The sequence below is a fragment of the Streptomyces sp. NPDC047079 genome (assembly GCF_040643755.1).
Lineage (GTDB): Bacteria > Actinomycetota > Actinomycetes > Streptomycetales > Streptomycetaceae > Streptomyces.
On record NZ_JBEYUZ010000015.1, the window covers coordinates 132516 to 154836 of the forward strand.

The window sequence follows — 22321 nt, forward strand, 5'->3', positions numbered from 1 at the left end:
CGCACAACGCCGAAGGAGTGAAGCAGCGGCGGAGTCGGGTTTCGCGCCGAGTCGAGTGCCACCCGAAGTGGTGTGGTCGGGGGTGGTCAGTGGTGTGGTGACGGGTGGTCCGGAGGACCGGGCCGGTTCCGGCCGTGTTCCGAGGCAGCAGCGACGGAGGCAGGCGTGGGCACCAGCGTGGACGAGGCTCGCAAGGCCGAGCGTCTTCCGCTCCTGAAGGGGCAGAAGGCGCTGGTCACGGGCGCCAACTCGGGGATCGGCAGGGCGACCGCCATCGGTCTGGGCCGGATGGGCGCCGATGTCGTCGTCAACTACGTCTCCGACGCCGACTCCGCGAACCAGGTGGTGGGGGAGATCGAGGCCTGCGGGGTGCGCGCCTACGCCCACGAGGCGGACGTCTCCCGGGAGGACCAGGTCGTCGGCATGGTGTCCCGCATGGTGGAGGAGCTGGGCACCATCGACATCCTGGTCGCCAATGCCGGTCTTCAGCGGGACGCCCGCCTCACGGACATGACCCTCGCGCAGTGGCAGAAGGTCCTGGACGTCAATCTCACCGGGCAGTACCTCTGCGCACGGGAGGCGACCAAGGAGTTCCTGCGCAGGGGTGTGGTCCCCGAGGTGTCGTCGTCCGCCGGGAAGATCATCTGTATGAGCTCGGTGCACCAGATCATCCCCTGGGCGGGCCATGTGAACTACGCGGCCTCCAAGGGCGGCGTCCTGATGCTGATGGAGACCATGGCCCAGGAGCTCGCCCCGCACAAGATCCGGGTCAACGGGGTCGCGCCCGGCGCGATCCGCACGCCCATCAACCGCAGCGCCTGGGACACCCCCGAGGCGGAGGCGAAGCTGCTTGAGCTGATCCCGTACGGCAGGGTTGGCGAGCCGGAGGACGTCGCGCGAGCCGTCGCCGTCCTGGCCTCCGACCTGCTCGACTACGTCGTGGGCACCACCCTCTACGTGGACGGCGGTATGACCCTGTTCCCCGGCTTCGCCACCGGAGGGTGACGGCGCGAGGCCGACGGCGCTGCGCCGCCCTCCGCCTTCCGCCCGCCGCCGCGGGCGGGACCAAGACGGCCTTTCGCATGTGATCGGCGCCTCCTTCGGCTCCACGTGTCGATCAGACACAGCTGGGGACTCGGGGCTGCGTGTCGTCCACGGAGGAGCCGATGACCGTCGAAACCCACTGTCCGACCCCGCAGTCCCCAGCGTGGGTTCCACCGGGCGTGTACGAACCCCAACAGGACACCTGGCTGCTGGCCCGGGCCCTGCGGCGGGAGCAGATCGCCCCAGGGGCGGACGTCCTTGACCTGGGTACCGGCACCGGGGCACTCGCCCTGGAGGCAGCACGGCTCGGCGCACGCGTCACCGCGGTCGACATCTCCTGGCGGGCGGTGCTCGCGGCCCGTGTGAACGCCCTGCTCAGCCGTCAGAACATCAGCGTGCGCCGCGGTGACCTCACCTCCGCGGTGCGCGGACGCAGTTTCGACCTCGTGGTCAGCAACCCGCCGTACGTCCCGTCCCCCGGACGGGCGGCTCCCCGGGGCGCCGCCCGTGCCTGGGACGCCGGACGGGACGGCCGTATGCTGCTGGACCGCATCTGCGATGCGGCGACCACGCTACTGCGCCCGGAGGGTGTCCTCCTCGTGGTGCACTCCGCGCTGTCCGGAGTGGAGCACACGCTCGCGCGGCTGGCCGACGCGGGACTGAGCGCCACCGTCACCGACCGCGCGATGGTGCCCTACGGGCGGGTACTGCTCTCCCGGCTGGGCTGGCTGCGGCAGCGCGGCCTGACCGCCGACGACATGGTGGAAGAGCTGGTGGTCATCCGTGCCGTACGAACGTGAGACCGTGCCGCGCGAGACGGAGACCGGGCCGTGCGGGTGTGAGGGAGCGCCGAGTTGCGAGTGCGGGACAGCGCCACGCGAGCGCGATGCCGGCCCGTACGAAGAGCGGCCGGCTGTGCCGCGCGCACGCGAGCGCGTCTGCCGCATCCGCGCCGACCGTGACGGTCCGTTGCTGATCGAGGGGCCGGTGGAGATCACCGGCCCGGACGGCGAGCCGGTGGTGAGCCGCCGGTTCGTCGTGGCCGTCTGCACCTGTCGGCGCAGCCGCACCTATCCGTGGTGCGACACCAGCCACCGCCGCCGTGGGAAGCCGGCGGACGATGCCGGACCCGCAGGAAGGGAGACGCACGAGTGACGATCACGCGGATCGAACCACGCCGGTACAGCCCGCCCCTGCCGCACGCCAGGGGACCGCTCTCACAGGCGGTGGTGACCGCACTGCGCGAGGGCATCCCGCCGTCGACCGTCCCGCCGCAGGAGGGCGATCCATACGGGGAGGATCTCCAGCTCGCGCTGTACGTACTGTACGAACTGCACTACCAGGGTTTCGACGGAGTAGACGACGACCGCGAATGGGATCCCGCGCTCCTCGCCTTCCGCCGCGCCCTCGAGGAGCGCTTCCTGACCGCCCTTCGGGCCGACGTCCCCGTCGACACCGGCGCCCACGAGGCCCTCGACGAACTCCAGGTCGAACCGGTGGGCGACGACGGCACCGGCGTCTCCCACTTCCTCAGGAACGAGGGCCGGCTGGAGCATCTGCGGGAGTACGCGGCACTGCGGTCGCTGTACCACCTCAAGGAGGCCGACCCGCACGCCTGGGTGATCCCCCGGCTGCACGGCCGGGCCAAGGCGGCCATGGCGGCCGTGGAATTCGACGAGTTCGGGGCGGGACGGGCCGACGAGATCCACGCGGGCCTCTTCGCGGACCTGATGGAGGACCTGGGGCTCCGCACGGCCTACGGGTACTACCTGGAGGCCGCCCCCGCCGAGTTGCTCGCCACGGTCAACCTGATGTCGCTGTTCGGCCTGCACCGCAGTCTCAGAGGCGCGCTGACTGGCCACTTCGCGGCCGTGGAGGTGACCTCGTCCCCAGGCTCGCGCCGACTGGCCGAGGCCCTGCGCCGGGTCGGCGCGGGCGAGGCGGCCGTGCGCTTCTACGACGAGCACGTGGTGGCGGACGCCGTCCACGAGCAGGTCGTGCGCCACGACGTGATCGGCGGCCTGCTGGAGAGTGAGCCCGGCTTGGAGGCGGACGTCGTCTTCGGCATCCGGGCCACCGGCTTCCTCGAGGACCGGCTTGCCGCACGCCTCCTCGCGGACTGGCGCGGTGGACGCACGGCTCTGCGCACCGGGGCGCTGCCGCCCGGCCGGGCGGATTCCCCGGGCCTCGTCGGGGAACCCGCCCGGCGAGATGCAGACGGGGACGTTGCGAAGGAGTGGTGATGGCGGAACAGCGACACGACGAGGAGTTCTACAGGAGCGACCGTCCGGCCCGCCCGGCTCTGGAGGAGGACCGGCCCCGCGGGGGCAAGCCCAAGGCACCGGCCAAGCACCGCGGGCCCTGGGCCATCGTGGCGATCGTCGCCCTGGTGGTCGTGCTGGTCGTCCTCGGTATCGCGCTGTTTCCCTGAGCAGGGGCGTGCGGCGGTATCCGGGTGCCGGTGACGTGTTCAAACGCCGGGCACGGGTACCCGGGCGCCATGATGACGATCTCCATGGAAACGCTCGCCGCCTCGAATGCCGCGTGGGCCGTGCTCGGGGCCTTCCTCGGCGGCCTCGTGATCGCCGGTGCCCTGATCTGGGCGGTCCGGCTCGGCATCCGGGTGCGTCGCCGCGAACCCGCCCCGCCGCGGCCCTCCGAGCAGCCCAAGCCGCCGCCGGGCGGTCCCGTGATGGAGTCCCGGGAGGTCAGGGAGCCGAACGAGGTGCCCCGGGCCGAGGACGAAAGCGAACGTCTGACCCCGCACGAACTCCATTCCACCGGGACCAAACGCAGCGAGGGCCAGCAGCGCCCCCGTTGGAGCGGCGGCTCCGGCGGCTCCTTCGGCAGCGGCGGCTCCGGCACCACCTGACCGGCGGGTCCTGGTGCGGGCATCGGTCGTGCGAGGGGTCCGGCGAACACTCGCCGGGCCCCTCGCTCGGTGCGCGGGGAGGCGGTGGCCCGGGAGGGCGTGGGCGGGAACGGGACGGACGCAGGCGGGATCGAGGCCGGATGTCAGGGACGTGCGCCGGGGTCCTGCGCGGCGCGCTCGGCGTCCCTCTTCTTGATCCGGGCGGCTTCCTTGCGGACCTCGGCCTGGGTGGCGCGTTCCTTCTCCAGCCACTCGGGGCGGTCCTGCTTGAGTGCCTCGATCTGCTCGGTGGTAAGCGCTTCAGTGACCCCGCCCCGCGCGAGACCGGCGATCGACACGCCCAGCTTCGCCGCCACGACCGGGCGGGGGTGCGGGCCGTTGAGTCGCAGCTCGCGCAGCCACTCCGGCGGATTCGCCTGGAGCTCGTTCAGCTCGGCTCGCGAGACGACACCCTCCTGGAACTCGGCGGGGGTGGCGGGGAGGTACACACCCAGCTTCTTCGCCGCGGTCGCGGGCTTCATCGTCTGGGTGGTCTGGTGCGACTTCATGGTGTCCAGACTATCGGCCGTGTGTCGGCCCTTTGACCACTCCCGGTAACCTGGCGGGGTGACAGGCTCGGAAGCATCCCCCTCGTTCCGGCTCGCGTACGTCCCCGGGGTGACGCCCGCCAAGTGGGTGCGGATCTGGAAGGAGCGCCTGCCCGACGTCCCCCTGACCCTGCTCCAGGTGCCGGCGGCGGAGGCCCCCGCTGTGCTGAGGGACCGCGCGGCCGACGCGGGGCTCGTGCGGCTGCCCGTGGACCGCACCTTCTTCAGCGCGATCCCCCTCTACACCGAGACGACGGTCGTCGTGGTCCCCAAGGACCATGTGGTGACCGCCGTGGAGGAGGTGTCCACCGCGGACCTCGCCGACGAGGTCGTGTTCCACCCCCTCGACGACGTCCTCGGCTGGGAGCAGCCACCGGGACTTCCCGCGTTCGAGCGGCCCGCCACGACGGAGGACGCGATCGAACTGGTGGCGGCAGGAGTGGGCCTGCTCGTCGTCCCGCAGTCGCTGGCGCGTCTGTACCACCGCCGGGACCTGACCTACCGCACCGTGGTTGACGCCCCTGAGTCGGGCGTCGCCCTCTCCTGGCCCGAGGACGCGACCACGGACCTGGTCGAGGACTTCATCGGGATCGTCCGCGGGCGGACGGTGAACAGCACCCGGGGGCGCACTCCGGCTCAGGCCGCCGCGCAGCCGAAACAGGGACGCGGACGCCCCGACGCGGCCGGTGCCAGGCGCCAGCCCGCGGCGGGGAAGACGGGGAAAACGGGCAAGACGCCGGGCAGGAGCACACGGAGCGGTTCCGGCGGAACCCAGGGCAGCCGGCGCGGCAAGCCCCGCCGCCGTTCGTAGACGCACGCCGACGAAACCGCTGGGACGCTCGGCCTCGGACCGCATCCGCGGCCGGTCGCGGGCCGTGCGCGCCGTGAAACGGGCCTTCCCGCCGCGCACCGGCGGGTCCGCCGCGGTGGCAGAGAGGACTGGGGCGGTCAGGTCGTGGTGGCAGGCGGGGCCGGGGCGGTCAGGTCGTGGCCGTGCGGCCGATCGACTCCACCAGCGGGAGCAGCCGGTGCGCCACGCGCTCGCGCAGTGCCACCTCCGTGCGGGTGCGGACCACCCCCGGCAGGCTGATCAGCGTCTGGATGACGTCCTCCAGGTGCTCGTTGTCCCGCGCCACTACCCGTGTCATCAGATCGCCGCCCCCGGTGATCGAGAACGCTTCCACGATCTCCGGCACAGCCGCGAGCGCGTCACCCACGTCGTCCAGGTGTCCCTGTGTGACCTCGATGTGTACGAAAGCGAGCACCGGGTGGCCGAGCGCGGCGGGGGACAGGGAGGGGCCCGTGCCGGTGATCACCCCTTCGCGCTCCAGACGGTCCAGCCGGGCCTGAAGTGTGCCGCGCGCGACGCCCAGGATCCGCGCGTACTCGCGAAGACTGGTGCGCGGCTGCTGAAGCAGCAGCCGCAGGATGCGGGTGTCGAGTGCGTCCACGGCCATGGTCCGTTGGCCTCCCTTCCACGCCACTGGATCTTTCACGACTGTACCAATGGCTCTGTGGATGAGGGTCCGCTTGAGCCACTGCCTTGCTGATGCTTTCCTTGTGCGTATCAATGGCGCCGCGCAGCGCAGGAACCGGTGACGAAGCCGGAAACCGTGCCCGCGGCGCCATTCCCATGTCCTGAAGAGACGTAGACATGCAGGGGGCGGATTCCCGACGGTGAAGAAGATGTTCATGGCCCCGGATCCGGGGCTGTTCCGGCTGCGGGTCTCACTGCGCGCGGTGCTCGGCGTCGGCCTGGCCGTGACCGTGTGCGCGTCGGCCGGACTGCCCCTGCCCGCCTCGATCACCGGTGGGCTCGCCGCACTCCTCGCACTGTTCACGGTCGCCGATTCGACGGTGCGTGGCCAGGCGGTCACCACCGCGCTGCTCCCCGCCGTCGGACTGCCCGTCCTCGCGCTCGCGACCATCCTGCACGCCCTGCCGGCGGCGCGGGACACGGCATGGCTCGCGGTGGTCTTCGCCGGTGTGTACGCCCGCCGCTGGGGACCGCGGGGCAACGCACTCGGCATCTTCGCCTTCATGATGTTCTTCACCGCACAGTTCCTGCGCGCGGTGCCCGACCTGCTGCCGGAGCTGTCCGCGGCCGTGGCACTGTCACTGGCCCTCGCGGCGGCGGTCCGGTTCGGCCTGTGGTGCGTCGAGCGCCGTAGGCCCCTGCCCGCCGTGCCCGCGCCGCTCGACGGGCGGGGACTGGCCCGGCCCGTCACCCGGCAGGCCTTCCAGGCGACGGCCGCCTGCGCCTTCGCGGCCGCCATGGGAGAGGTGCTGTCGCACGAGCGCTGGTACTGGGCCGTCGGTACGGCGTGGTGGATCTTCGTGAACACCGCCTCGCGCGGCGAGACCCTGGTCCGCGGCTTCCGGCGCGTCGTCGGCACGGTGACCGGCATCGTCGCCGGGCTGCTGGTCGCGGTGCCGTTGCACGGCGCCCCCGCACCCACGGCCCTGCTCACCGCCGTCTGCGTGTTCGGGATCTTCTACACGGCGGCGCCGTCCTACAGCTGGATGATGTTCTTCGTCACCGTCATGGCGGGCCTGCTGTACGGCCTGCTCGGTGTCCTGCACCCCGGGCTGCTCGTCCTGCGCCTCGCCGAGACGGGTGTCGGGGCCCTCGGGGCCGCGCTCGCCGTCGCGCTCGTCCTGCCGATCACCACCCACGCGGTCACCGACCGATGGGTGGGCCGGGCCGTGCACGCCGTGCACGGCTGCACCGCCGCGGCGGCACACAGGCTCGCGGGCGACACGGAGGCGGACCCCGCCCCCCGCGCCGCCGAACTGGAAGGACTGCTGCAGCGGGCACGGCAGGCCCTCGCGCCGCTCGTGCACCCGCTGAGTCCACTACGGGCCCGCAAGGCCCGGGCCCGCCAGGTGCTGGCCCTGCTCGACATCTGCGCCCGCGAGACGCGCGGCCTGGTGGCCGTCGCCGCCCATCCGGACGCCTCGCACGACGCCCGCCTCACGGCTGCCTGCCTCCGTGTCGAGGCCGCGGTGGAGGCGCTGCTCGGCGCGGTCCCCGAGCCTGTCCTCCCGGCGCATGTGAGTGCCCGCGGCCACCACCCGGGCGCCGAGCAGGCACTTGGCCACCTCCACGGCCTGGAACGCGCCCTGCTCGCGCTGGCCGCACCACTGCGCGGCGCCTCGCCGGCCCAGGCCTGACTCCCCGTCCGCCGACCCCTTGGTCTAGACCTGCTGCTACCGTCGTCCCGTCAGAGCGTCGGCGAGAGGGGACGGCAGTGGCAGAGGGCGGTGGACGGCGGGCGTACATCGGCTCGTTCACGACGGCGGGAGGGCGCGGCATCCTCTCGGCGGCCGTGGATCCGGACAGCGGAGCACTGACCGTCCTGGACGTCCTGAGCGGGCTGCCCGATCCCTCCTACCTGGCCCTGTCCGGGGACATGCTGTACGCGGTCAGCGAGGCACCCGACGGCGCGGTCGCCGCGTACCGCCTCGACGGCGGCCGGCTCGAACCCTCCGGCCCGCCGGTCCCCGTCGGCAGGGGTCCCACCTACCTGAGCCTGCACGCCGGTCATCTCCTGACCGCCGACTACGGCTCCGGCAGCGTCACCGCCGTTCCCCTCCTCGCCGGTGGTGCTCTGGCGGACAGCGCGTCCGGCGTGCTCCGGCACCAGGGCTCCGGGCCCGTTCCGCAACGGCAGGAGGGCCCCCACGCCCATCAGGTGCAGCCCGACCCGAGCGGCCGCTGGGTCGTCAGTGTCGACCTCGGCACGGACTCCGTCCGCGTGTGCGCGCTTCGGGACGGCACCGTGCGGCTGCATCGGGAGATCCCTATGCCCGCCGGATCCGGGCCGCGCCATCTGGCCTTCCATCCGGACGGAAACCACGCCTACGTCCTCAACGAGCTGACGCCGACCGTCACCGTCTGCCGCTGGGACGCCGGGGCCGGAGCTCTCCGGCCGGTCGGCCAGACGTCCGTGCTGCCGGACCGGCCTGTGGGCGACGCCTACCCGTCGGGGATCGTCGTCTCACCCGACGGGCGCTTCGTCTGGACCGCGACCCGGGGGCAGGACCTGCTGTCCGTGCTCGCCGTCGAGGGCGCCGGGCTGCGGCCGGTGGCCGCGGTGCCGTGCGGCGGCGCATGGCCGCGTGCGCTCGCCCTGTCGGAGGGTTTCCTCTATGTCGCCAACGAGCGGTCCGGGAACGTCACCTGGTTCGCGCCGGACCGGGAGACGGGCCTGCCGCGGCGGGGCGGCTCGGTGGAGGCGCCGGCGGCCTCCTGCGTCGTCTTCGGCTGACCGGACCGCCGCAAGGCGAAGGGCCCGCCCCGTGAGGGTAGCGGGCCCTTGGTCGTACAAGGTGCTCCTGCGCGGGGCTCAGCGGACCGGCGCGCCCTGCGGCTGCTGGGGGGCGATACCCAGCGCCGTCATGTACTTGGCGAGTGCCAGCTTGCCGATGGCCGGGTATGCGCCGAGGGCCTCGGCGGCGGGGCAGCCCGCCTCCTCGGCGGCCGCGTTCAGCAGACCGGCCTCCAGCTCCGGACCGATCAGGTACGGGGCGAGCGCCAGCTGCTGCGAACCCGCGGAGCGCAGCTGCTCGGCGACAGCGGTGATCGAACCCTCCTGGTCGAGCGCCGCCGCCATCACCGGCACGGCGAGCCGCGCGGCCAGCAGCATGCCCGTGATCCCGGCCGCCTGCACGGCCTCCTCGCCGCCCACGGACGCGAGGATGATGCCGTCCGCGGCCGTCGCCACGGTGAACAGACGGGCCCGGTCGGCGCGGGCCAGACCGGCCTCCGACAGGCGCACGTGCAGCGCCTCGGCGAGCAGCGGGTGCGGACCGAGCACATCGGTCAGATCGGCCGCGACACGGCTGTCCATCACGGCTTGGCGGACCTGGCGCAGCAGTGCGCTGTCCGGCCCGGCCAGCAGGGGCACCACGACGGCGACGGGGCCCTCGGGCTCCTTGGTCTCCACGCCGGCGGCGATCGCCTGCTCGTGGCGGGCGGTGCGCTCCTCGGCGGTCTGCGTGAGGACGGACTGGAGCGCGGGGAACTCGGACCCGTCCCCGTCCACGTAACCGATCCGGGCATCCAGGCCGGGCAGCTCGGAACGCGCGATGCTCACGACCTCCTCGGCGAGGCTGCGCGTGGCGGCGCTGGGCGTGCCCGGCACCGCGAGGACGAGCGCGGGCGCGCCTTCGGGGGCCGCCAGCGGCTCGGGACGGCGGTGCCGCCCCGGCTGGCGGGGTCGCGGCATTCGTACAGGCAGGCCGGATGCGGGCCCAGTGGGGGAGCTCATGGCGCCGCATGCTACTGGCTTTGTGGGCTCCCCTGTTCGGGGAGGGTGCAGGTGAGCGGTTTCCGTCCGGTTTTGTCTGGTGAGTTACGTACCGGTGAGAAGTGATCGATACCGTGTGACATACCCGTCGTGCACCCATCGCAACGCCCCACTCCCCGCAAGGGGGATCACTCACCCTTTTCGGTCACGGCGTACAGCAGTCGTTCGTCGTACGGCAGTTTGGGCGCCTCGTCCGTGAGCGCGAGCGCGCTCCGCACGGAGCCGTCCTCTCCCGGGGGTACGAGGATCGGGTCGCCCATGGGGAACAGGTCACCGGTCAGGGCGACTCGGCGACTGCCGGTCAGCGCCTCCGCCCGCGCAGGGCAGCCACGCCGAACGCCGGGCCGCCCGTCATGGGCTCCGGAAGCACCGCCTGTCGGGACGCAACCGCTCCGCCGGCGGCAGGAGTTGCTCCGGCAGATGTCGCACGGGGCAGGGGCGACCCGTAGGCCGGAACCTACCGAGTGCACGGCGCGAACGGTCTGCGGCACCGGCGCGCCGGTGCCGCAGGCAGACCCGCCAGTGCCGGGGCGTCACGGCAGACGCCAGTCCACCGGCTGTGCGCCCTGCCTGAGCAGCAGGTCGTTGGCGCGGCTGAACGGGCGTGAGCCGAAGAAGCCCCGGTCCGCCGACATGGGGGACGGGTGCGCGGACTCGACCGAGGGCAGATCGCCCAGCAGCGGCCGCAGACTGCGGGCGTCACGGCCCCACAGGATGGACACCAGTGGCTTGCCCCGCGTGGCCAGTGCCCGTATCGCCTGCTCGGTGACCTCTTCCCAGCCCTTGCCCCGGTGTGCCGCGGGACGGCGCGGGGCCGTGGTCAGCGCCCTGTTGAGCAACAGCACGCCCTGCTGGGTCCAGGGGGTGAGGTCGCCGTTGGACGGCTGGGGCAGGCCCAGGTCGGTGCTGAGCTCCCGGAAGATGTTGATCAGGCTGCCCGGTAGCGGACGGACGTCCGGAGCGACCGAGAACGACAGTCCCACCGCGTGTCCCGGTGTCGGATACGGATCCTGTCCGACGATCAGGACGCGGACATCGTCGAAGGGCTGCTGGAAGGCCCGCAGAACGTTCGCCCCCGCGGGGAGGTAGGTGCGCCCCGCGGCGATTTCCGCCCGCAGGAAGTCGCCCATCTCGGCGATCCTTTCGGCCACGGGCTCAAGGGCCTTCGCCCAGCCGGGTTCGAGGATCTCATGCAACGGTCGTGGTGCCACGGGCGTCACCCTACTGCCGGGCGCGCGCCGACGATCAACCGGTGGCCCGAGGGTGACCGGGAATGATCGTACGGGTCATGAACGCGGCACAGAGCGGGCGGATCTGACAGAGCGCTAGTCCTTCCTCGCAAGGGTTGTTGCACTGCCGGTGTCGGATCAGGCGATCACCGCGGCCCGTACGCACAGCACGTCCGGCAGATGGGACGCGAGTTGCTGCCAGCTGTCGCCGTCGTCCGCCGACGCGAACAACTCGCCGTTGCGATTGCCGAAATACACCCCCGCGGGGTCTCCGTCGTCCGTGCACAGGGCGTCCCGCAGCACCGTGCCGTAGTGGTCCTCGCCGGGCAGGCCCGCCGTGAGCGGCTCCCAGCTCCTGCCCGCGTCCTCCGTCCGGAAGACGCGGCAGCGGCGGCCGGCCGGGACCCGATCCGCGTCCGCGTTGATCGGGAAGACATACGCCGTGCCCCCGCGATGCGGATGGGCGGCCACGGCGAATCCGAACGTGGAGGGCAGCCCGCTCCCGATGTCCGTCCAGTGCGCGCCGCCGTCGTCGCTTCTGTACACCCCCCAGTGGTTCTGCAGATACAGCCGGTCCGGGGCCGCCGCGTCCTGAGCGATCTTGTGCACGCACTGGCCGAACTCCGGGTTCGGGTCGGGGAGGAAGACCGCCGACACACCCGAGTTGGACGGCTCCCAGTTCTCGCCGCCGTCCCTTGTCCGGAACACCCCTGCCGTCGACACGGCGACCGTCACGGCCCCCGCGTCCCGCTTGTCGGTCACCACCGTGTGCAGACCCTCGCCACCGCCACCCGGCACCCATGAGCCGCGGGTGGGATGCTCCCACAGAGGACGCACCAACTCGAAGCTCTCGCCGCGGTCCTCAGAGCGGTACAGCGCGGCGGGCTCCGTGCCCGCGTACACCACGTCCGGCTCGGCGGCCGCCGGGTGCAGCTGCCATACGCGCTCCAGGGAAGTGCCGGTGTCCTTGGGGAACTTGACGGCGGGCCGGGTCGGCTCGGTCCAGGTGCGGCCCAGGTCGTCGGAGTGGAAGACGGACGGCCCCCAGTGGGAGCTGTCCCCTCCGGCCAGCAGGCGCGGCGCCGCACCGCGCGTGTCGATGGCGACCGAGTAGATCGCCTGCGCGTTGAAGTACGGACTGTCGTCGAAATCCCATGCGCCGCCATGCCGCCGCGCGATGAACAGTCCCTTGCGTGTGCCCACGGTGAGCAGTACCTCGGCCATGTCGACCACCTCCGAAACGTCGTTGTCCCAGACACGGGCCAGTCTGCACCCCGGCGCTGACAGTCACCCCGGGATGCCTTGTCGGTGCAGGTCAGGGCCGTGTTGCCGGAAGACGGAGGGAGGTTCGCAGGGGCGTGGAGCCGGGCCCGGCAGCCCGACGCCGGCGTTTCGGGACCCGGAAGACCGGCGGCGGGGATCGGCGGAGGAGACCGGCGGCGGGGATTGGCGGGCGGCGGACCTCACGTGAGCAGCGGCGCCCCGGTTCCCGTATGGGAGGGCGGTCGGGGGGTATCCGTGCTGCGTGAGGAGGAGGCGTCGATGCGGCTGCTGCCATCGATGACGACGTTCCGCGGTCCCAGGGTGTGGTGGTGGCGGTGGCGGCGCAATCCGCTGCGGCGCCGCAGTGATGCGCTGGAGGCCTGGCTCGTGCTGACGGTGTGGCTGGTGACCGTGGTGGGGGGAGTGCTGACGGGGCTGGCGGCGACGCACTCCGTGGAGCAGGGCCTGGCACGGGAACGGACCCAGTGGCGCCCTGTTGTGGCCATGCTCACCGAGGACGCGCCGAAGGCGACCGGCGCCGGTGCGTACGGTGCGGGACGCGTCTGGGCTGACGTGCGCTGGTCCGGGACCGATGGCCGCTCCCACGCCGGCCAGGCACGGGTGGCCGCCGGGAGCCGTACGGGCACGGCCGTCACCGTGTGGACGGACGGCAACGGCTCGCTGGTGACCCGGCCCGCCTCCCGGTCCGAGGCGGGGATGCGCGCGGCGATGGTAGGGGTGCTGGTCGGCGTGGGCGTCGCGGCGGTTCCGTACACGAGCGGGCGCATCCTCCGGGAACGCCTGGAACGGCGTCGCATGGCGCAGTGGGACGCGGCCTGGGCGCGGTTCGGCCCGATGTGGGGCCGCAAGACGGGCTGACCCCGGGCCCGGCCACGACCCGGCCGGACAGAACAGGGCCGGCTCGAAGAGGGCGCGGGCCCAGACCGTCGCGCCTCGCAGCCGCCCGCTCCCGCGGTGAGTTGCTCATCGATCGGCGGACCCGGTGATGCGCGCCCGGCCGCCGGCTGAGCCAAGGGCGCGTCGGAGCCGGGGCCGGGGTCACGAGGAGCCCCGGCGGGGGGGCGTCGGATCCCGTCAGACCGAGCGGTGGTACTGGTCCGGCACCCGCACCTGTGTGCCCCGTTCGCGGGCCGCGAGCCGGGCGAAGGACGGGTTGCGCAGGAGTTCGCGGCCCAGGAGCACCGCGTCCGCCTCACCGTTGGCCAGGATCTTCTCGGCCTGCTCGGCGCCGGTGACGAGTCCGACGGCGGCGACCGGCAGGGACGTCTCGGACTTCACCCGGGCGGCGAAGGGAACCTGGTATCCGGGGGCCGTCGGAATGCGTACGCCCGTGGCGTTGCCTCCCGTCGAGACGTCGAGGAGGTCGACGCCGTGCGCCTGGAGGTCGGCCGCGAAGCGCACCGTGTCGTCCGCCGTCCAGCCACCCTGGTCCAGCCAGTCGGTGGCGGAGATGCGGAAGAACACCGGCTTGTCGTCCGGCCACACCTCCCGTACGGCGTCGACGACCTCGAGCGCGAAGCGGGTGCGGTTCTCGTACGAGCCGCCGAACGCGTCCGTGCGGTGGTTGGAGTGCGGGGAGAGGAACTCGTTGATCAGGTACCCGTGTGCGCCGTGGATCTCGACGACCTCGAAGCCGGCGGCCAGGGCCCGGCGCGCGGAGTCCGCGAAGCGACCCACGACGGCCCGGATGTCCTCCACGCTCAGCTCGGTCGGTACGGGATGGCCCTGGTCGAAGGGGAGCGGGCTCGGGGCGACGGGCTGCCAGCCGTGGGCGTCGGGGCCGACCGGCGCCCCGCCCTTCCAGGGCCGGTCGGTGGAGGCCTTGCGGCCGCTGTGCGAGAGCTGGATGCCCGGCACCGTGCCCTGCTCGGCGAGGAAGCGCGTGATCCGGCGGAACGCCTCGGTCTGGGTGTCGTTCCACAGGCCAAGGTCGTACGGGGAGATACGGCCCTCGGGCGAGACGGCGGTCGCCTCGACGATGATCAGCCCGGTGCCGCCCGTCGCGCGCGCCGCGTAGTGAGCGAGGTGCCAGTCGTGGGGGGCACCCGTCGCGGGCCCCTCGGGCGCCGCCGAGTACTGGCACATCGGGGGCATCCAGATCCGGTTCTCGACGGTCACGTCGCGCAGGGTGAGGGGTTCGAAGAGCGCGTTCACGGTGGACTCCGTTCGGTGCGGGGCCGGTGGGTTCACTCGTACGATAGTTGCCGTAGTACGGCAGATGTCAAACTACGATGACACTCGTACAATGGAGGGCCCCGGAGGAACTCCCGCACGAACTGGAGCCGTCGTGACCCCCGCCGCCCCCACCCTCAGCCGCGACCTTCCGCACCCGGCGCGCGAGGAGATCCGGCTGGAGGCCGTGCTGCACGCCCTCTCCGACCCCATGCGGCTGCGGATCGTGCGAGAGCTCGCCACCGACGGCGCCGAGCTCTCCTGTTCGGACTTCGACCTGCCCGTCACCAAGTCCACGACCACGCACCACTTCCGGGTGCTGCGGGAGAGCGGCGTGATCCGGCAGGTCTACCGGGGCACGGCCAAGATGAACGGCCTGCGCAGGGACGACCTAGACGATCTCTTCCCGGGGCTCCTCGACACCCTCCTCGCGGCCGCCGCCCGCCAGGCCGTCCGCCTCGGCGGAGACTGAACCGGCCTTCGGAGGACGGTGGTTGAAGAGCACGTTCAGGAGGATCGCCGTCAGGCAGCCGGCGCTGATCCCGCTGTTCATCACGGTCTGGAACCAGTCCGGGAACCCCGCGTAGACCGTCGGCACGCCGACCGGAAGCATGCCGACCGCCACCGACACGGCCACCACGGTGGGATTGTGGTTGCCCCGGAAGTCCACCTCGGCCAGGGCCCGCAGCCCGCTCGCGGCGACCGTCCCGAACATCACCAGACCCGCGCCCCCCAGCACGGGCGCGGGGATCGCCGCCACCACCGCGCCCAGCTTGGGCAGCAGGCCCAGCAGCACGAGCATGCCGCCCGAGGCCGCCACGACCCAGCGGCTGCGGACCCGGGTCATCCCGACCAGGCCGACGTTCTGCGCGAAGGCCGTGTACGGGAAGGTGTTGAAGACACCGCCGAGGATCGTGGAGAGCCCGTCGGCCCGCAGCCCGTCCGCGAGCGACCGAGGCCTGGCCCTGCGCCCGGTCATCTCACCGACCGCGATCAGGTCACCCGTCGTCTCGGTCATCGTCACCAGCGCCACCACCAGCATCGACGCGATCGCCGAGGCGTGGAAGACCGGCGTGCCGAAGTGGAACGGCGTGCTGATCCCGACCCAGTCCGCGTCCCGCACCCCGCCGAAGTCCGCGAAGCCGAACGGCACCGCCACCGCCAGTCCCACCGTGATGCCGACGAGGACCGCGATCCGGCTGAGGAAGGCCGGCGCGAACCGCTGCACCCCCAGCACCAGCGCGAGTACGAAGGCCGCCAGCGCCAGGTTCCTCGGCGCCCCGAAGTCCTGCGCGCCCTGGCCGCCGGCCGCCCAGTTGCCCGCGACCGGCAGCAGCGAGAGACCGATGATCAGGATCACCGTGCCCGTGACGAGCGGCGGGAAGAAGCGCAGCAGCCTGCCGAAGACCGGTGCGAGCAGCATGATCGCGAGACCGGCCACGATCACCGAGCCGTAGATCGCCGGCAGCCCGCCGCCCTTCGTCCCGATGAGCACCATCGGCGAGACGGCGGCGAAGGTACAGCCCTGCACGATCGGTAACCGGGCGCCGAAGCGCCAGAAGCCGATGCACTGGATGAGTGTGGCGATACCGCACACCAGCAGATCCGCGGTGATCAGATACGCCAGGTCCGCGGCCGGGAGCTTCATCGCACCGCCCACGATCAGTGGCACGGCCACCGCGCCCGCGTACATCGCGAGGACGTGCTGGAGGCCGAAAGCGGCGAGTTGGCGCAGGGGCGGGACGTCGTCCACGGGATGCACGGCTGTCGTCATGGAGAGACGGTAGGCGGCTTAAACAGGTTGTTGATTTCGAGCCCGTTGCGACTGTGTGTCGCACTGCGCGGCGGTCATGAGCGACTGCCAGTCCGGGAGCTTCACCACCGACCGGCCGAGCGAGGCCCCGAGCTCCGCCTCCGCCCGCTCGATCGCCAGCCACCCGGGCCACTCGACGGGGCTGAGTCCGGCTGCCCGCAGCCAGGGGAGCGCGTCCTCGGGCACCTCACGGTCCACAAGCCCGGAGGTGTCCTCGAGCAGTGACATCACGGTCTCCTTGGCGCAGGGCCGGTTGGTGCCGATCACGCCGGTCGGACCCCGCTTGATCCACCCGGCCACGTACTCGCCCAGTGAGACGGCCCCGTCCCGCAGCACCCGTCCCGAAGAATGGGGCACGGTGCCGCTCTTCACGTCGAACGGCAGCCCCTCCAGAGGAACCCCGCGATAGCCGACCGAGCGCAGCACCAGCTCGGCCTGCAGGTCTTCGTAGCGCCCGGTCCCCTTGATCCCGCCGTCCTGGTCGGGAACCGTGCGTTCGAAGCGGACCGCGCCCACCCGGCGTCCTTCGAGCTCGCGGCTCCCCTCGATCAAAGAGGTGTCGCCCGCGGCGAGCAGTTCGACCGGCCGCAGGAAGAACCTCAGCCGGATCCGGCGCGGAGCGCCCCGCGGGGGTGCCGCGGCCCATGCGCGCAGCACCTCGACGTTGCGGCGCTGGGTGGCCGGCAGTCCGGACGGGTCGCGGTACGCCGGGTCCAGCGCCAGCTCCTCCTCGTCCACGATCACCTCGGTGTCCGGCAGGGCACCCAGCTCCCGCAGTTCCTTGGTGGTGAACCGGGCCTGTGAGGGACCGCGCCGCCCCACCATGTGGATCTCGGTTACCTTGCTGGAGGCCAGCGCCGTGAGCGCCGCCTGCGGCATGTCGGTGGGGCTCAGCTCCGTCGCCCCCCGGGCCAGAATCCGGGTCACGTCCACGGCGACGTTCCCGACGCCGATCACCACGGCCGTCCGCGCGCCGAGCACGAAACCGTCGGCGGCGGAGTCGGGGTGCGCGCTGTACCAGGACACGAACTCCGTGGCCGACCAGCTGCCGGGCAACTCCTCGCCCGGGATGCCCAGATGCCGGTCGGTCGCGGCGCCGACGCAGTAGACCACCGCGTGGTACAGCTCGCGCAGCCGGGCGGGCGGCACCCCGCCCGTGCCCACCTCGACATTGCCGAGGAACCGGATCCGCTCGTGCTCCAGGACCGTGCGCAGGTTGTTCTGCAGTGACTTGATCTTCTCGTGGTCGGGCGCCACGCCGTACCGCACGAGCCCATAGGGGCACGGCAGCCGGTCCAGGACGTCGACGCGTACCTCGGGATCCAGCTGGACAAGACTCTGGGCGGTGTAGACCCCGCTCGGCCCGGAGCCGACAACGGCGACATTCAGCACGGCGGAACTCCCTCGCTGAGGAGATCGCTGGTGGCTCCAGCATCGCACCGCGCACGGCGAGAGGGGAGGGGGGCGGTCGCGGCGCTGGGCCGACGGGGTACGGAGCAGGCCCCTGCCGTGCGTGGCTCTTCGCATGGTATGTGATCACTCGCTTACGTTGCGTATATGTTGGAAGCGTCCTTCGGGGATTTTTCCGATCACTTTCGATCCGACTTGCCTTCGGACGGGCCGGTGTCCGTGTGGCCCGCGTGGGAAGTGCAGGAGTGCGGGAGCGTCACGTCGTGGTTCGCCGTCCGGGTCGATCTGCCCGACGGGGGACGGGTGGACGTGCTCGCCGTGGCGGCCGGTGGCTGTGTGGCCATCGAGGAGGTGAGAGCACAGCCACCCCTGTCCCTCGACGATCTGACGGCGCTCGCCGACTGGATCGAGGAGCCCCTGCTGGGGGCGTGCGGCGTGGACTGCGCCCCGTCGCCCGAGTCCGCCGGGGCACTCCTGAGCCGCGACCGCCCCACCTGGCCGCCCGGCGTCGAAGGGATGCGCCTTGTCGCCGAGGAATACCTCGCGGCCCAGGGGAAGGGCATCGACCCGGTGCTCGCGGTGATGTCCGCGACGGGCCGCAGCCGCCGCGGATCGCTGAAGCTGATCGGCGGTGCGCGCGACGCCGGGTTCCTGACGCCACGTCACGCCCGGCGCCGGACGGACGCGTCAGCCGGTGGCTGAAGACGCGTCGGCCGATGGCGCAGGATGCCTCGGCCGGTGGTTGAGGATGCGTCGGCCGATGGCTGGGGCGCCTCGGGGACGCTTCGCTAAGCCCGGTCGCCCTGGCCGTTCCTCTCCGGGCTGCGGCTCTCCGTCGCGAAGAACCGCGACAGGTCCGTGTCGTGCGGCTCGCGCCCGCCCTCGTACTCCGGCGGCGACCCCATCCGCCGGTCGAGGCCGTACCATTGGAACAGCTCCGCCCGCAGCACCGGCAGCGGCATCGGGGCCCCGGGCACGAGGGCCGCGTAGACCGCGCCCATCAACAGGGCCCGCAACTTCGGGTAATCGGTGCCGGGGTCCGTCGACCCGTGCCGGGCGACCGTGTCCCCCAACAGCTCCGCCAGCCGCTGCTGTTCGGGGCACTGCACGAACCCTTGCGCCTGCAACATCCCGGCCATGTGCTGACGCATCAGCAGGGGGTGATCAACCGTCAGGCCCAGGATTGCGTCGATGGCCCGCGCCATCCGCTCCCGGCCGTCCTCGGTGCGGGGCTCGCGCTCCAGGGCCTCCTCCAGGGTGCGGTGCATCAGCCGGTGCACGGCGGACTGGAGGAGCTGTCGTTTGCCGGGGAAGTAGTACGACACCAGGCCGCGGGCGGAGCCCGCGCGGTCCGCGATGTCGGCGAGCGTCGTCGCGTCGTAGCCGCGCTCGCTGACCAGCTCGACCGCGGACTGGAGGAGCCGTTCGCGGGAGCGCCGCCGCAATTCTTCATTGACCGAGGCGCTGCGCGGGGACATCCTGGACTCCTGCGTTGACTGGCTGTCAGCCAACTATACTCAGCGCATCAGGACCGTGCCCCGGCGGGGCCGGTACTGGGTGGCGTCTGCCCTGGGCCACGCGGGGGATGGTCCAGGGCGGCGCCGGCATACGGCCGGTGATCGCCGCTTTCGCTTCCGTCTCCGGTTCTTCTCCGGTTCTTCTCCGGTTCGTCTCCGGCGGGGACGGCGCCCCGGCCACCGCCGTGGCCATACCGCAGGCGGCGGACGTACGCCGCAAGCCGTTCCCCACCCTGCACGCCCTCACGGCCCTCGTGGCCCGCGCGACATGTGTCGCAGTGGCACTCAGCTGTCCCTAGAGTGGGCAAGAGTCCCCGAGGAGGCGTACACAGATGGACCAAGAGCAGATCCTGACCCGGATCTCGGCGATGGTCGACGAGGAGCGCGGCCTGCGTGACGCGTTGCAGTCCGGTCGGATCGACAGTGCGACGGAGCAGGAACGGCTCGCCGAACTGGAGCGCGCGCTCGACCAGTGCTGGGACCTGCTGCGCCAGCGCCGCGCCAAGGCCGAGTTCGGCGAGAACCCGGACGACGCCCGCGTCCGCCCGGAGTCGCAGGTGGAGGACTACGAGAGCTGAGAGCGGCCGGGGTTCCGGCTCAGCCGATCAGGTCCAGCACGGGACGGAGCCCGTCCGGGCGCTCGGCCACCGGGCGGTGGTCGACGAAGTGCACCGCGCAGCCCAGGGCCGCCGCGCCGCCGTCCGCGCGGCGGTCGTCCCCCACCATCAGTGTGTCCTGGGGGGCGACACCGAGCGCGTCACAGGCGAGGGCGAACAGCCGGGTGTCCGGCTTCTGGATCCCGTGTTCGTACGACAGCACGTATGTGTCCACGTACGGGGCGACACCGTGCTCACGGAAGACCGGGCGCGGATCCCAGCCGATGTTGCTGACCACGCCGACGGCCACTCCCCGCTGCCGCAGGGTTCCGAGCACCTCGGTCGTGTCGGGGTAGGGCCGCCAGGCGGCCGGCGTCATATGGCGGTCGTACAGGGCGTCATGGAGCCGCGGGTCCGGCAGCGGCACCTGACGTGACAGGCCGGTGTACGCAGCCCGGTGCATCGCGGCGCTGCGGTCACGGACCGCCCACAGCGCGGCCAGATGGTCCGGCATCCCAGCGGTGGGTGGGGCGCCGCCGGCCAGCGCGCCCACCGACTCCAGATGCTCGGCCGCGCGGACCAACTCCCCCTCCGGCAGGGCGAGCCCGGCTTCCGTCAGCACGGCGCGCAGCCACGACTCGGCCGACTCGACGCGGAAGAGGGTCCCGGAGAAGTCGAAGAGCACACCCTTGAAGGCCATGGGGTCGATCCTTCGCGACCCCTGCGCACGGGTCAAGGACCGCTCCCGTGCGGTGCGCGGCGCTCCTTGGGCTCCTGCCACCGCCCGTGCGACGCCACCGCCAGGGCGACCAGCAGGGCCCCGAGCAGCCAGCCGCCCACCACATCGGACGGCCAGTGCACTCCCAGCCACACGCGGGTCAGCCCCACCCCCACGACGGAGACCACGGCCGCCGCCACCGCCGTACGCCACACGGCGCGCCGGACGCCGTACCGGTGCAGGAGCCACAGCAGCAGGCCGCTCACCACCGTTGCGGTCATCGCATGTCCAGAGGGGAAGGCTCCGTTGTACGCGGAGTCGACGGGATCCGGCCACACGGGGCGGGCCCTGCCGACGGCCGCCTTGAGGGCGTTCTGCACCAGCGCGCCCAGCGCACAGGTGGCCGCCACCCACAGCGCGAGCCGCATCGCCCGGTGCCGCCACAGCAGCCAGACCACCGCGCCCGCGCACAGGACGCGCATGGTTGCCGGGTCCCACACCCAGTCCGTCAGGAAGCGGGCGGCGCGGGTGAGCCCCCGGTGGTCGGTCGCCCAGCGGTGCGCGGTGCGCGCCAGAGTGCCGTCGAGCGCCATGAGCGGATGCCAGGAGACGGCGACCAGGACGGTCAGTACCACCGACGCGAGGGCCGCGGGAGCGGCGACGAGGGCCGCGGTCCGCCTGCTCGGCGGGTGGGGCGATGGTTGGACGGGCGCGAGGTGCATACGGCATCCTCGCCGACGGGTGGGGCCCCGGGTCAAGCCGTCGCCCGGCCCCGGCGACCGGTGGCTACCCCAGGGTCCGCAGCCCCGGCACGAACGCCACCAGCACCGGAATCACGGGAACCAGTGCCGCGGTCGCCGTCAGCCTCAGCCGCTGCGCCGCCGGCAGCCGGTCCGGCGGAGTGAGGAGACGGTCGACGCGCTGGGGTACATGGGCCCCCGGGGTGGGGCAGGGCCCGAACACACCCCGGTCCTCGTTGAGTTCCACCAGCGCGAGTGCGGTGGTGAGACGGCCGTGGCGGCGTGATGCCATGTCGTCGGCGGCGAGTTCGACCAGCCGGTGCATCTCGTCGCGGAACGCGGCGAAGACCGGCACCTGCGGAAACCCGTTGGCGAGAGCGGCCGACGAGTGCAGCAGCCAGTCGTGCCGGGCCCGCGCGTGGCCCTGTTCATGGGCCAGCACCGCGTCCAGCTGCCTGCCCTTGAGCCGGCGCAACGCGGCCGTGGTGACGACCAGCCGGGGTGTGGCGCCGGGCAGCCACCAGGCGTCCGGGCGTTCCCCCTCCAGGACCACCAGCCGGTCGCTGCCGGGCTCCTCGCCGGGCAACTGCGGGGCTCGTACGCGCAGTTCGGCGCGGCTTTGCCGACGGCGCGTCCGGGCCCGTACGACCTCCCGGACCAGCATCGCCGCGCTCCACACCCCGCCGCACGCCAGCGTCACGGCCGTCGTCGCGGCCCAGGGGCTTCCGGTGCCCGGCGCGTAGGCGTCCACCACACCGTGCGGCGCGGAGGCGAACACATGGCCCCGTACGGCGGCCCAGGCCGCGGCCGCGCTGAGGGTCATCGACAGCGTGCAGCACACGAGTACGGCTGCCACCACGCACTGCCACACCCACAGGGCGACCACCGGCTCCCGGTCCGGCCAGTCCGCCCGGGCGAGCAGCCGCGGAGCGAGCACGGCGGTCAGGGCGCCGAGCAGCAACAGTGCCGCGGGGACCATCATGGGCCGAAGCCTATGAGCCGGGACGCGCCACGGGATACGTACCGT

The 22321-nt window shown here is 72.5% G+C and carries 26 protein-coding genes; 13 read left to right on the forward strand and 13 right to left on the reverse strand.

Annotated features, from left to right (window positions below):
* Positions 1-165 precede the first annotated feature (165 nt).
* From ABZ823_RS20725 to ABZ823_RS20750, 6 genes are all read left to right on the forward strand, one after another.
* Positions 166-1005, forward strand: coding sequence for an SDR family oxidoreductase (locus ABZ823_RS20725; RefSeq protein ID WP_361662104.1), 840 nt, complete (start codon positions 166-168; stop codon positions 1003-1005).
* A 161-nt stretch (positions 1006-1166) separates the two neighbouring features.
* A complete protein-coding gene (locus ABZ823_RS20730; protein WP_361662107.1) occupies positions 1167-1844 on the forward strand; it encodes a HemK2/MTQ2 family protein methyltransferase in 678 nt (225 codons plus the stop codon).
* A gap of 115 nt (positions 1845-1959) precedes the next feature.
* A complete protein-coding gene (locus ABZ823_RS20735; RefSeq protein ID WP_361662110.1) occupies positions 1960-2199 on the forward strand; it encodes a CDGSH iron-sulfur domain-containing protein in 240 nt (79 codons plus the stop codon).
* Complete coding sequence (locus tag ABZ823_RS20740; RefSeq protein WP_361662113.1) at positions 2196-3287, forward strand: iron-containing redox enzyme family protein; 1092 nt, start codon at positions 2196-2198, stop codon at positions 3285-3287. The genes ABZ823_RS20735 and ABZ823_RS20740 overlap by 4 nt, the downstream gene beginning before the upstream one ends.
* The gene (locus ABZ823_RS20745) at positions 3287-3475 is read left to right on the forward strand and encodes a hypothetical protein (protein ID WP_361662116.1); all 189 of its coding nucleotides are present in this window, start codon (positions 3287-3289) and stop codon (positions 3473-3475) included. Before ABZ823_RS20740 ends, ABZ823_RS20745 begins: the two co-directional genes overlap by 1 nt.
* A 69-nt stretch (positions 3476-3544) precedes the next feature.
* Positions 3545-3916 (forward strand): DUF6479 family protein, encoded by a 372-nt coding sequence (locus tag ABZ823_RS20750; RefSeq protein WP_361662119.1) that lies wholly within the window; start codon positions 3545-3547, stop codon positions 3914-3916.
* A 143-nt stretch (positions 3917-4059) separates the two neighbouring features.
* On the opposite strand, the gene ABZ823_RS20755 is transcribed toward ABZ823_RS20750, so the two are convergent.
* Positions 4060-4464, reverse strand: coding sequence for a DUF5997 family protein (locus tag ABZ823_RS20755; RefSeq protein WP_361662122.1), 405 nt, complete (start codon positions 4462-4464; stop codon positions 4060-4062).
* Positions 4465-4522: 58 nt separating this feature from the next.
* On the opposite strand from ABZ823_RS20755, the gene ABZ823_RS20760 reads away from it, so the two are divergent.
* Positions 4523-5314: a LysR substrate-binding domain-containing protein gene (locus ABZ823_RS20760; RefSeq protein WP_361662125.1), complete on the forward strand. Its 792-nt coding sequence runs from the start codon at positions 4523-4525 to the stop codon at positions 5312-5314.
* A gap of 169 nt (positions 5315-5483) precedes the next feature.
* Here ABZ823_RS20760 and ABZ823_RS20765 read toward each other — a convergent pair whose 3' ends face one another.
* Positions 5484-5960: an Lrp/AsnC family transcriptional regulator gene (locus ABZ823_RS20765; RefSeq protein ID WP_361662128.1), complete on the reverse strand. Its 477-nt coding sequence runs from the start codon at positions 5958-5960 to the stop codon at positions 5484-5486.
* Between the two features lie 229 nt (positions 5961-6189).
* Here ABZ823_RS20765 and ABZ823_RS20770 point away from each other — a divergent pair, with 229 nt between their 5' ends.
* Together ABZ823_RS20770 and ABZ823_RS20775 are read left to right on the forward strand one after the other, a co-directional pair.
* Positions 6190-7677 (forward strand): FUSC family protein, encoded by a 1488-nt coding sequence (locus tag ABZ823_RS20770; RefSeq protein WP_361662226.1) that lies wholly within the window; start codon positions 6190-6192, stop codon positions 7675-7677.
* Between the two features lie 77 nt (positions 7678-7754).
* Positions 7755-8774 (forward strand): lactonase family protein, encoded by a 1020-nt coding sequence (locus tag ABZ823_RS20775; protein ID WP_361662131.1) that lies wholly within the window; start codon positions 7755-7757, stop codon positions 8772-8774.
* A gap of 78 nt (positions 8775-8852) precedes the next feature.
* Here ABZ823_RS20775 and ABZ823_RS20780 read toward each other — a convergent pair whose 3' ends face one another.
* From ABZ823_RS20780 to ABZ823_RS20795, 4 genes are all read right to left on the reverse strand, one after another.
* Complete coding sequence (locus tag ABZ823_RS20780; protein ID WP_361662134.1) at positions 8853-9776, reverse strand: hypothetical protein; 924 nt, start codon at positions 9774-9776, stop codon at positions 8853-8855.
* A 167-nt stretch (positions 9777-9943) separates the two neighbouring features.
* Entirely contained in the window at positions 9944-10075 is a 132-nt protein-coding gene (locus ABZ823_RS20785) for a hypothetical protein (RefSeq protein WP_361662137.1), read from the reverse strand.
* Between the two features lie 273 nt (positions 10076-10348).
* A complete protein-coding gene (locus ABZ823_RS20790; RefSeq protein WP_361662139.1) occupies positions 10349-11026 on the reverse strand; it encodes a uracil-DNA glycosylase in 678 nt (225 codons plus the stop codon).
* 156 nt (positions 11027-11182) lie between these two features.
* A complete protein-coding gene (locus ABZ823_RS20795) occupies positions 11183-12268 on the reverse strand; it encodes an exo-alpha-sialidase (protein WP_361662142.1) in 1086 nt (361 codons plus the stop codon).
* A gap of 318 nt (positions 12269-12586) precedes the next feature.
* On the opposite strand from ABZ823_RS20795, the gene ABZ823_RS20800 reads away from it, so the two are divergent.
* Positions 12587-13186, forward strand: coding sequence for a hypothetical protein (locus tag ABZ823_RS20800; protein WP_361662145.1), 600 nt, complete (start codon positions 12587-12589; stop codon positions 13184-13186).
* A 216-nt stretch (positions 13187-13402) separates the two neighbouring features.
* On the opposite strand, the gene ABZ823_RS20805 is transcribed toward ABZ823_RS20800, so the two are convergent.
* Positions 13403-14482: an NADH:flavin oxidoreductase/NADH oxidase gene (locus ABZ823_RS20805; RefSeq protein WP_361662148.1), complete on the reverse strand. Its 1080-nt coding sequence runs from the start codon at positions 14480-14482 to the stop codon at positions 13403-13405.
* A 133-nt stretch (positions 14483-14615) separates the two neighbouring features.
* Between ABZ823_RS20805 and ABZ823_RS20810 the strand changes: the two genes are divergently transcribed.
* The gene (locus tag ABZ823_RS20810; RefSeq protein ID WP_361662151.1) at positions 14616-14972 is read left to right on the forward strand and encodes a helix-turn-helix domain-containing protein; all 357 of its coding nucleotides are present in this window, start codon (positions 14616-14618) and stop codon (positions 14970-14972) included.
* Here the strand turns inward: ABZ823_RS20810 and ABZ823_RS20815 are convergent.
* Positions 14892-16274: a nucleobase:cation symporter-2 family protein gene (locus tag ABZ823_RS20815; RefSeq protein WP_361662154.1), complete on the reverse strand. Its 1383-nt coding sequence runs from the start codon at positions 16272-16274 to the stop codon at positions 14892-14894. The genes ABZ823_RS20810 and ABZ823_RS20815 overlap by 81 nt on opposite strands.
* 18 nt (positions 16275-16292) lie before the next feature.
* Positions 16293-17705, reverse strand: coding sequence for an FAD-dependent oxidoreductase (locus ABZ823_RS20820; protein WP_361662157.1), 1413 nt, complete (start codon positions 17703-17705; stop codon positions 16293-16295).
* Between the two features lie 231 nt (positions 17706-17936).
* Here ABZ823_RS20820 and ABZ823_RS20825 point away from each other — a divergent pair, with 231 nt between their 5' ends.
* Complete coding sequence (locus ABZ823_RS20825) at positions 17937-18425, forward strand: DUF6214 family protein (protein ID WP_361662160.1); 489 nt, start codon at positions 17937-17939, stop codon at positions 18423-18425.
* A gap of 86 nt (positions 18426-18511) precedes the next feature.
* Here the strand turns inward: ABZ823_RS20825 and ABZ823_RS20830 are convergent, their stop codons facing one another.
* Positions 18512-19201 (reverse strand): helix-turn-helix domain-containing protein, encoded by a 690-nt coding sequence (locus tag ABZ823_RS20830; RefSeq protein ID WP_361662163.1) that lies wholly within the window; start codon positions 19199-19201, stop codon positions 18512-18514.
* Between the two features lie 371 nt (positions 19202-19572).
* Between ABZ823_RS20830 and ABZ823_RS20835 the strand changes: the two genes are divergently transcribed.
* Positions 19573-19818, forward strand: coding sequence for a DUF2630 family protein (locus ABZ823_RS20835; protein WP_361662166.1), 246 nt, complete (start codon positions 19573-19575; stop codon positions 19816-19818).
* A gap of 19 nt (positions 19819-19837) precedes the next feature.
* Here the strand turns inward: ABZ823_RS20835 and ABZ823_RS20840 are convergent, their stop codons facing one another.
* The 3 genes from ABZ823_RS20840 to ABZ823_RS20850 form a co-directional block, all read right to left on the reverse strand.
* Positions 19838-20536: an HAD-IA family hydrolase gene (locus tag ABZ823_RS20840; protein WP_361662169.1), complete on the reverse strand. Its 699-nt coding sequence runs from the start codon at positions 20534-20536 to the stop codon at positions 19838-19840.
* Positions 20537-20568: 32 nt separating this feature from the next.
* Positions 20569-21276: a phosphatase PAP2 family protein gene (locus ABZ823_RS20845; protein ID WP_361662172.1), complete on the reverse strand. Its 708-nt coding sequence runs from the start codon at positions 21274-21276 to the stop codon at positions 20569-20571.
* 64 nt (positions 21277-21340) lie between these two features.
* The gene (locus tag ABZ823_RS20850; protein WP_361662175.1) at positions 21341-22276 is read right to left on the reverse strand and encodes a M56 family metallopeptidase; all 936 of its coding nucleotides are present in this window, start codon (positions 22274-22276) and stop codon (positions 21341-21343) included.
* Positions 22277-22321: the final 45 nt, after the last annotated feature.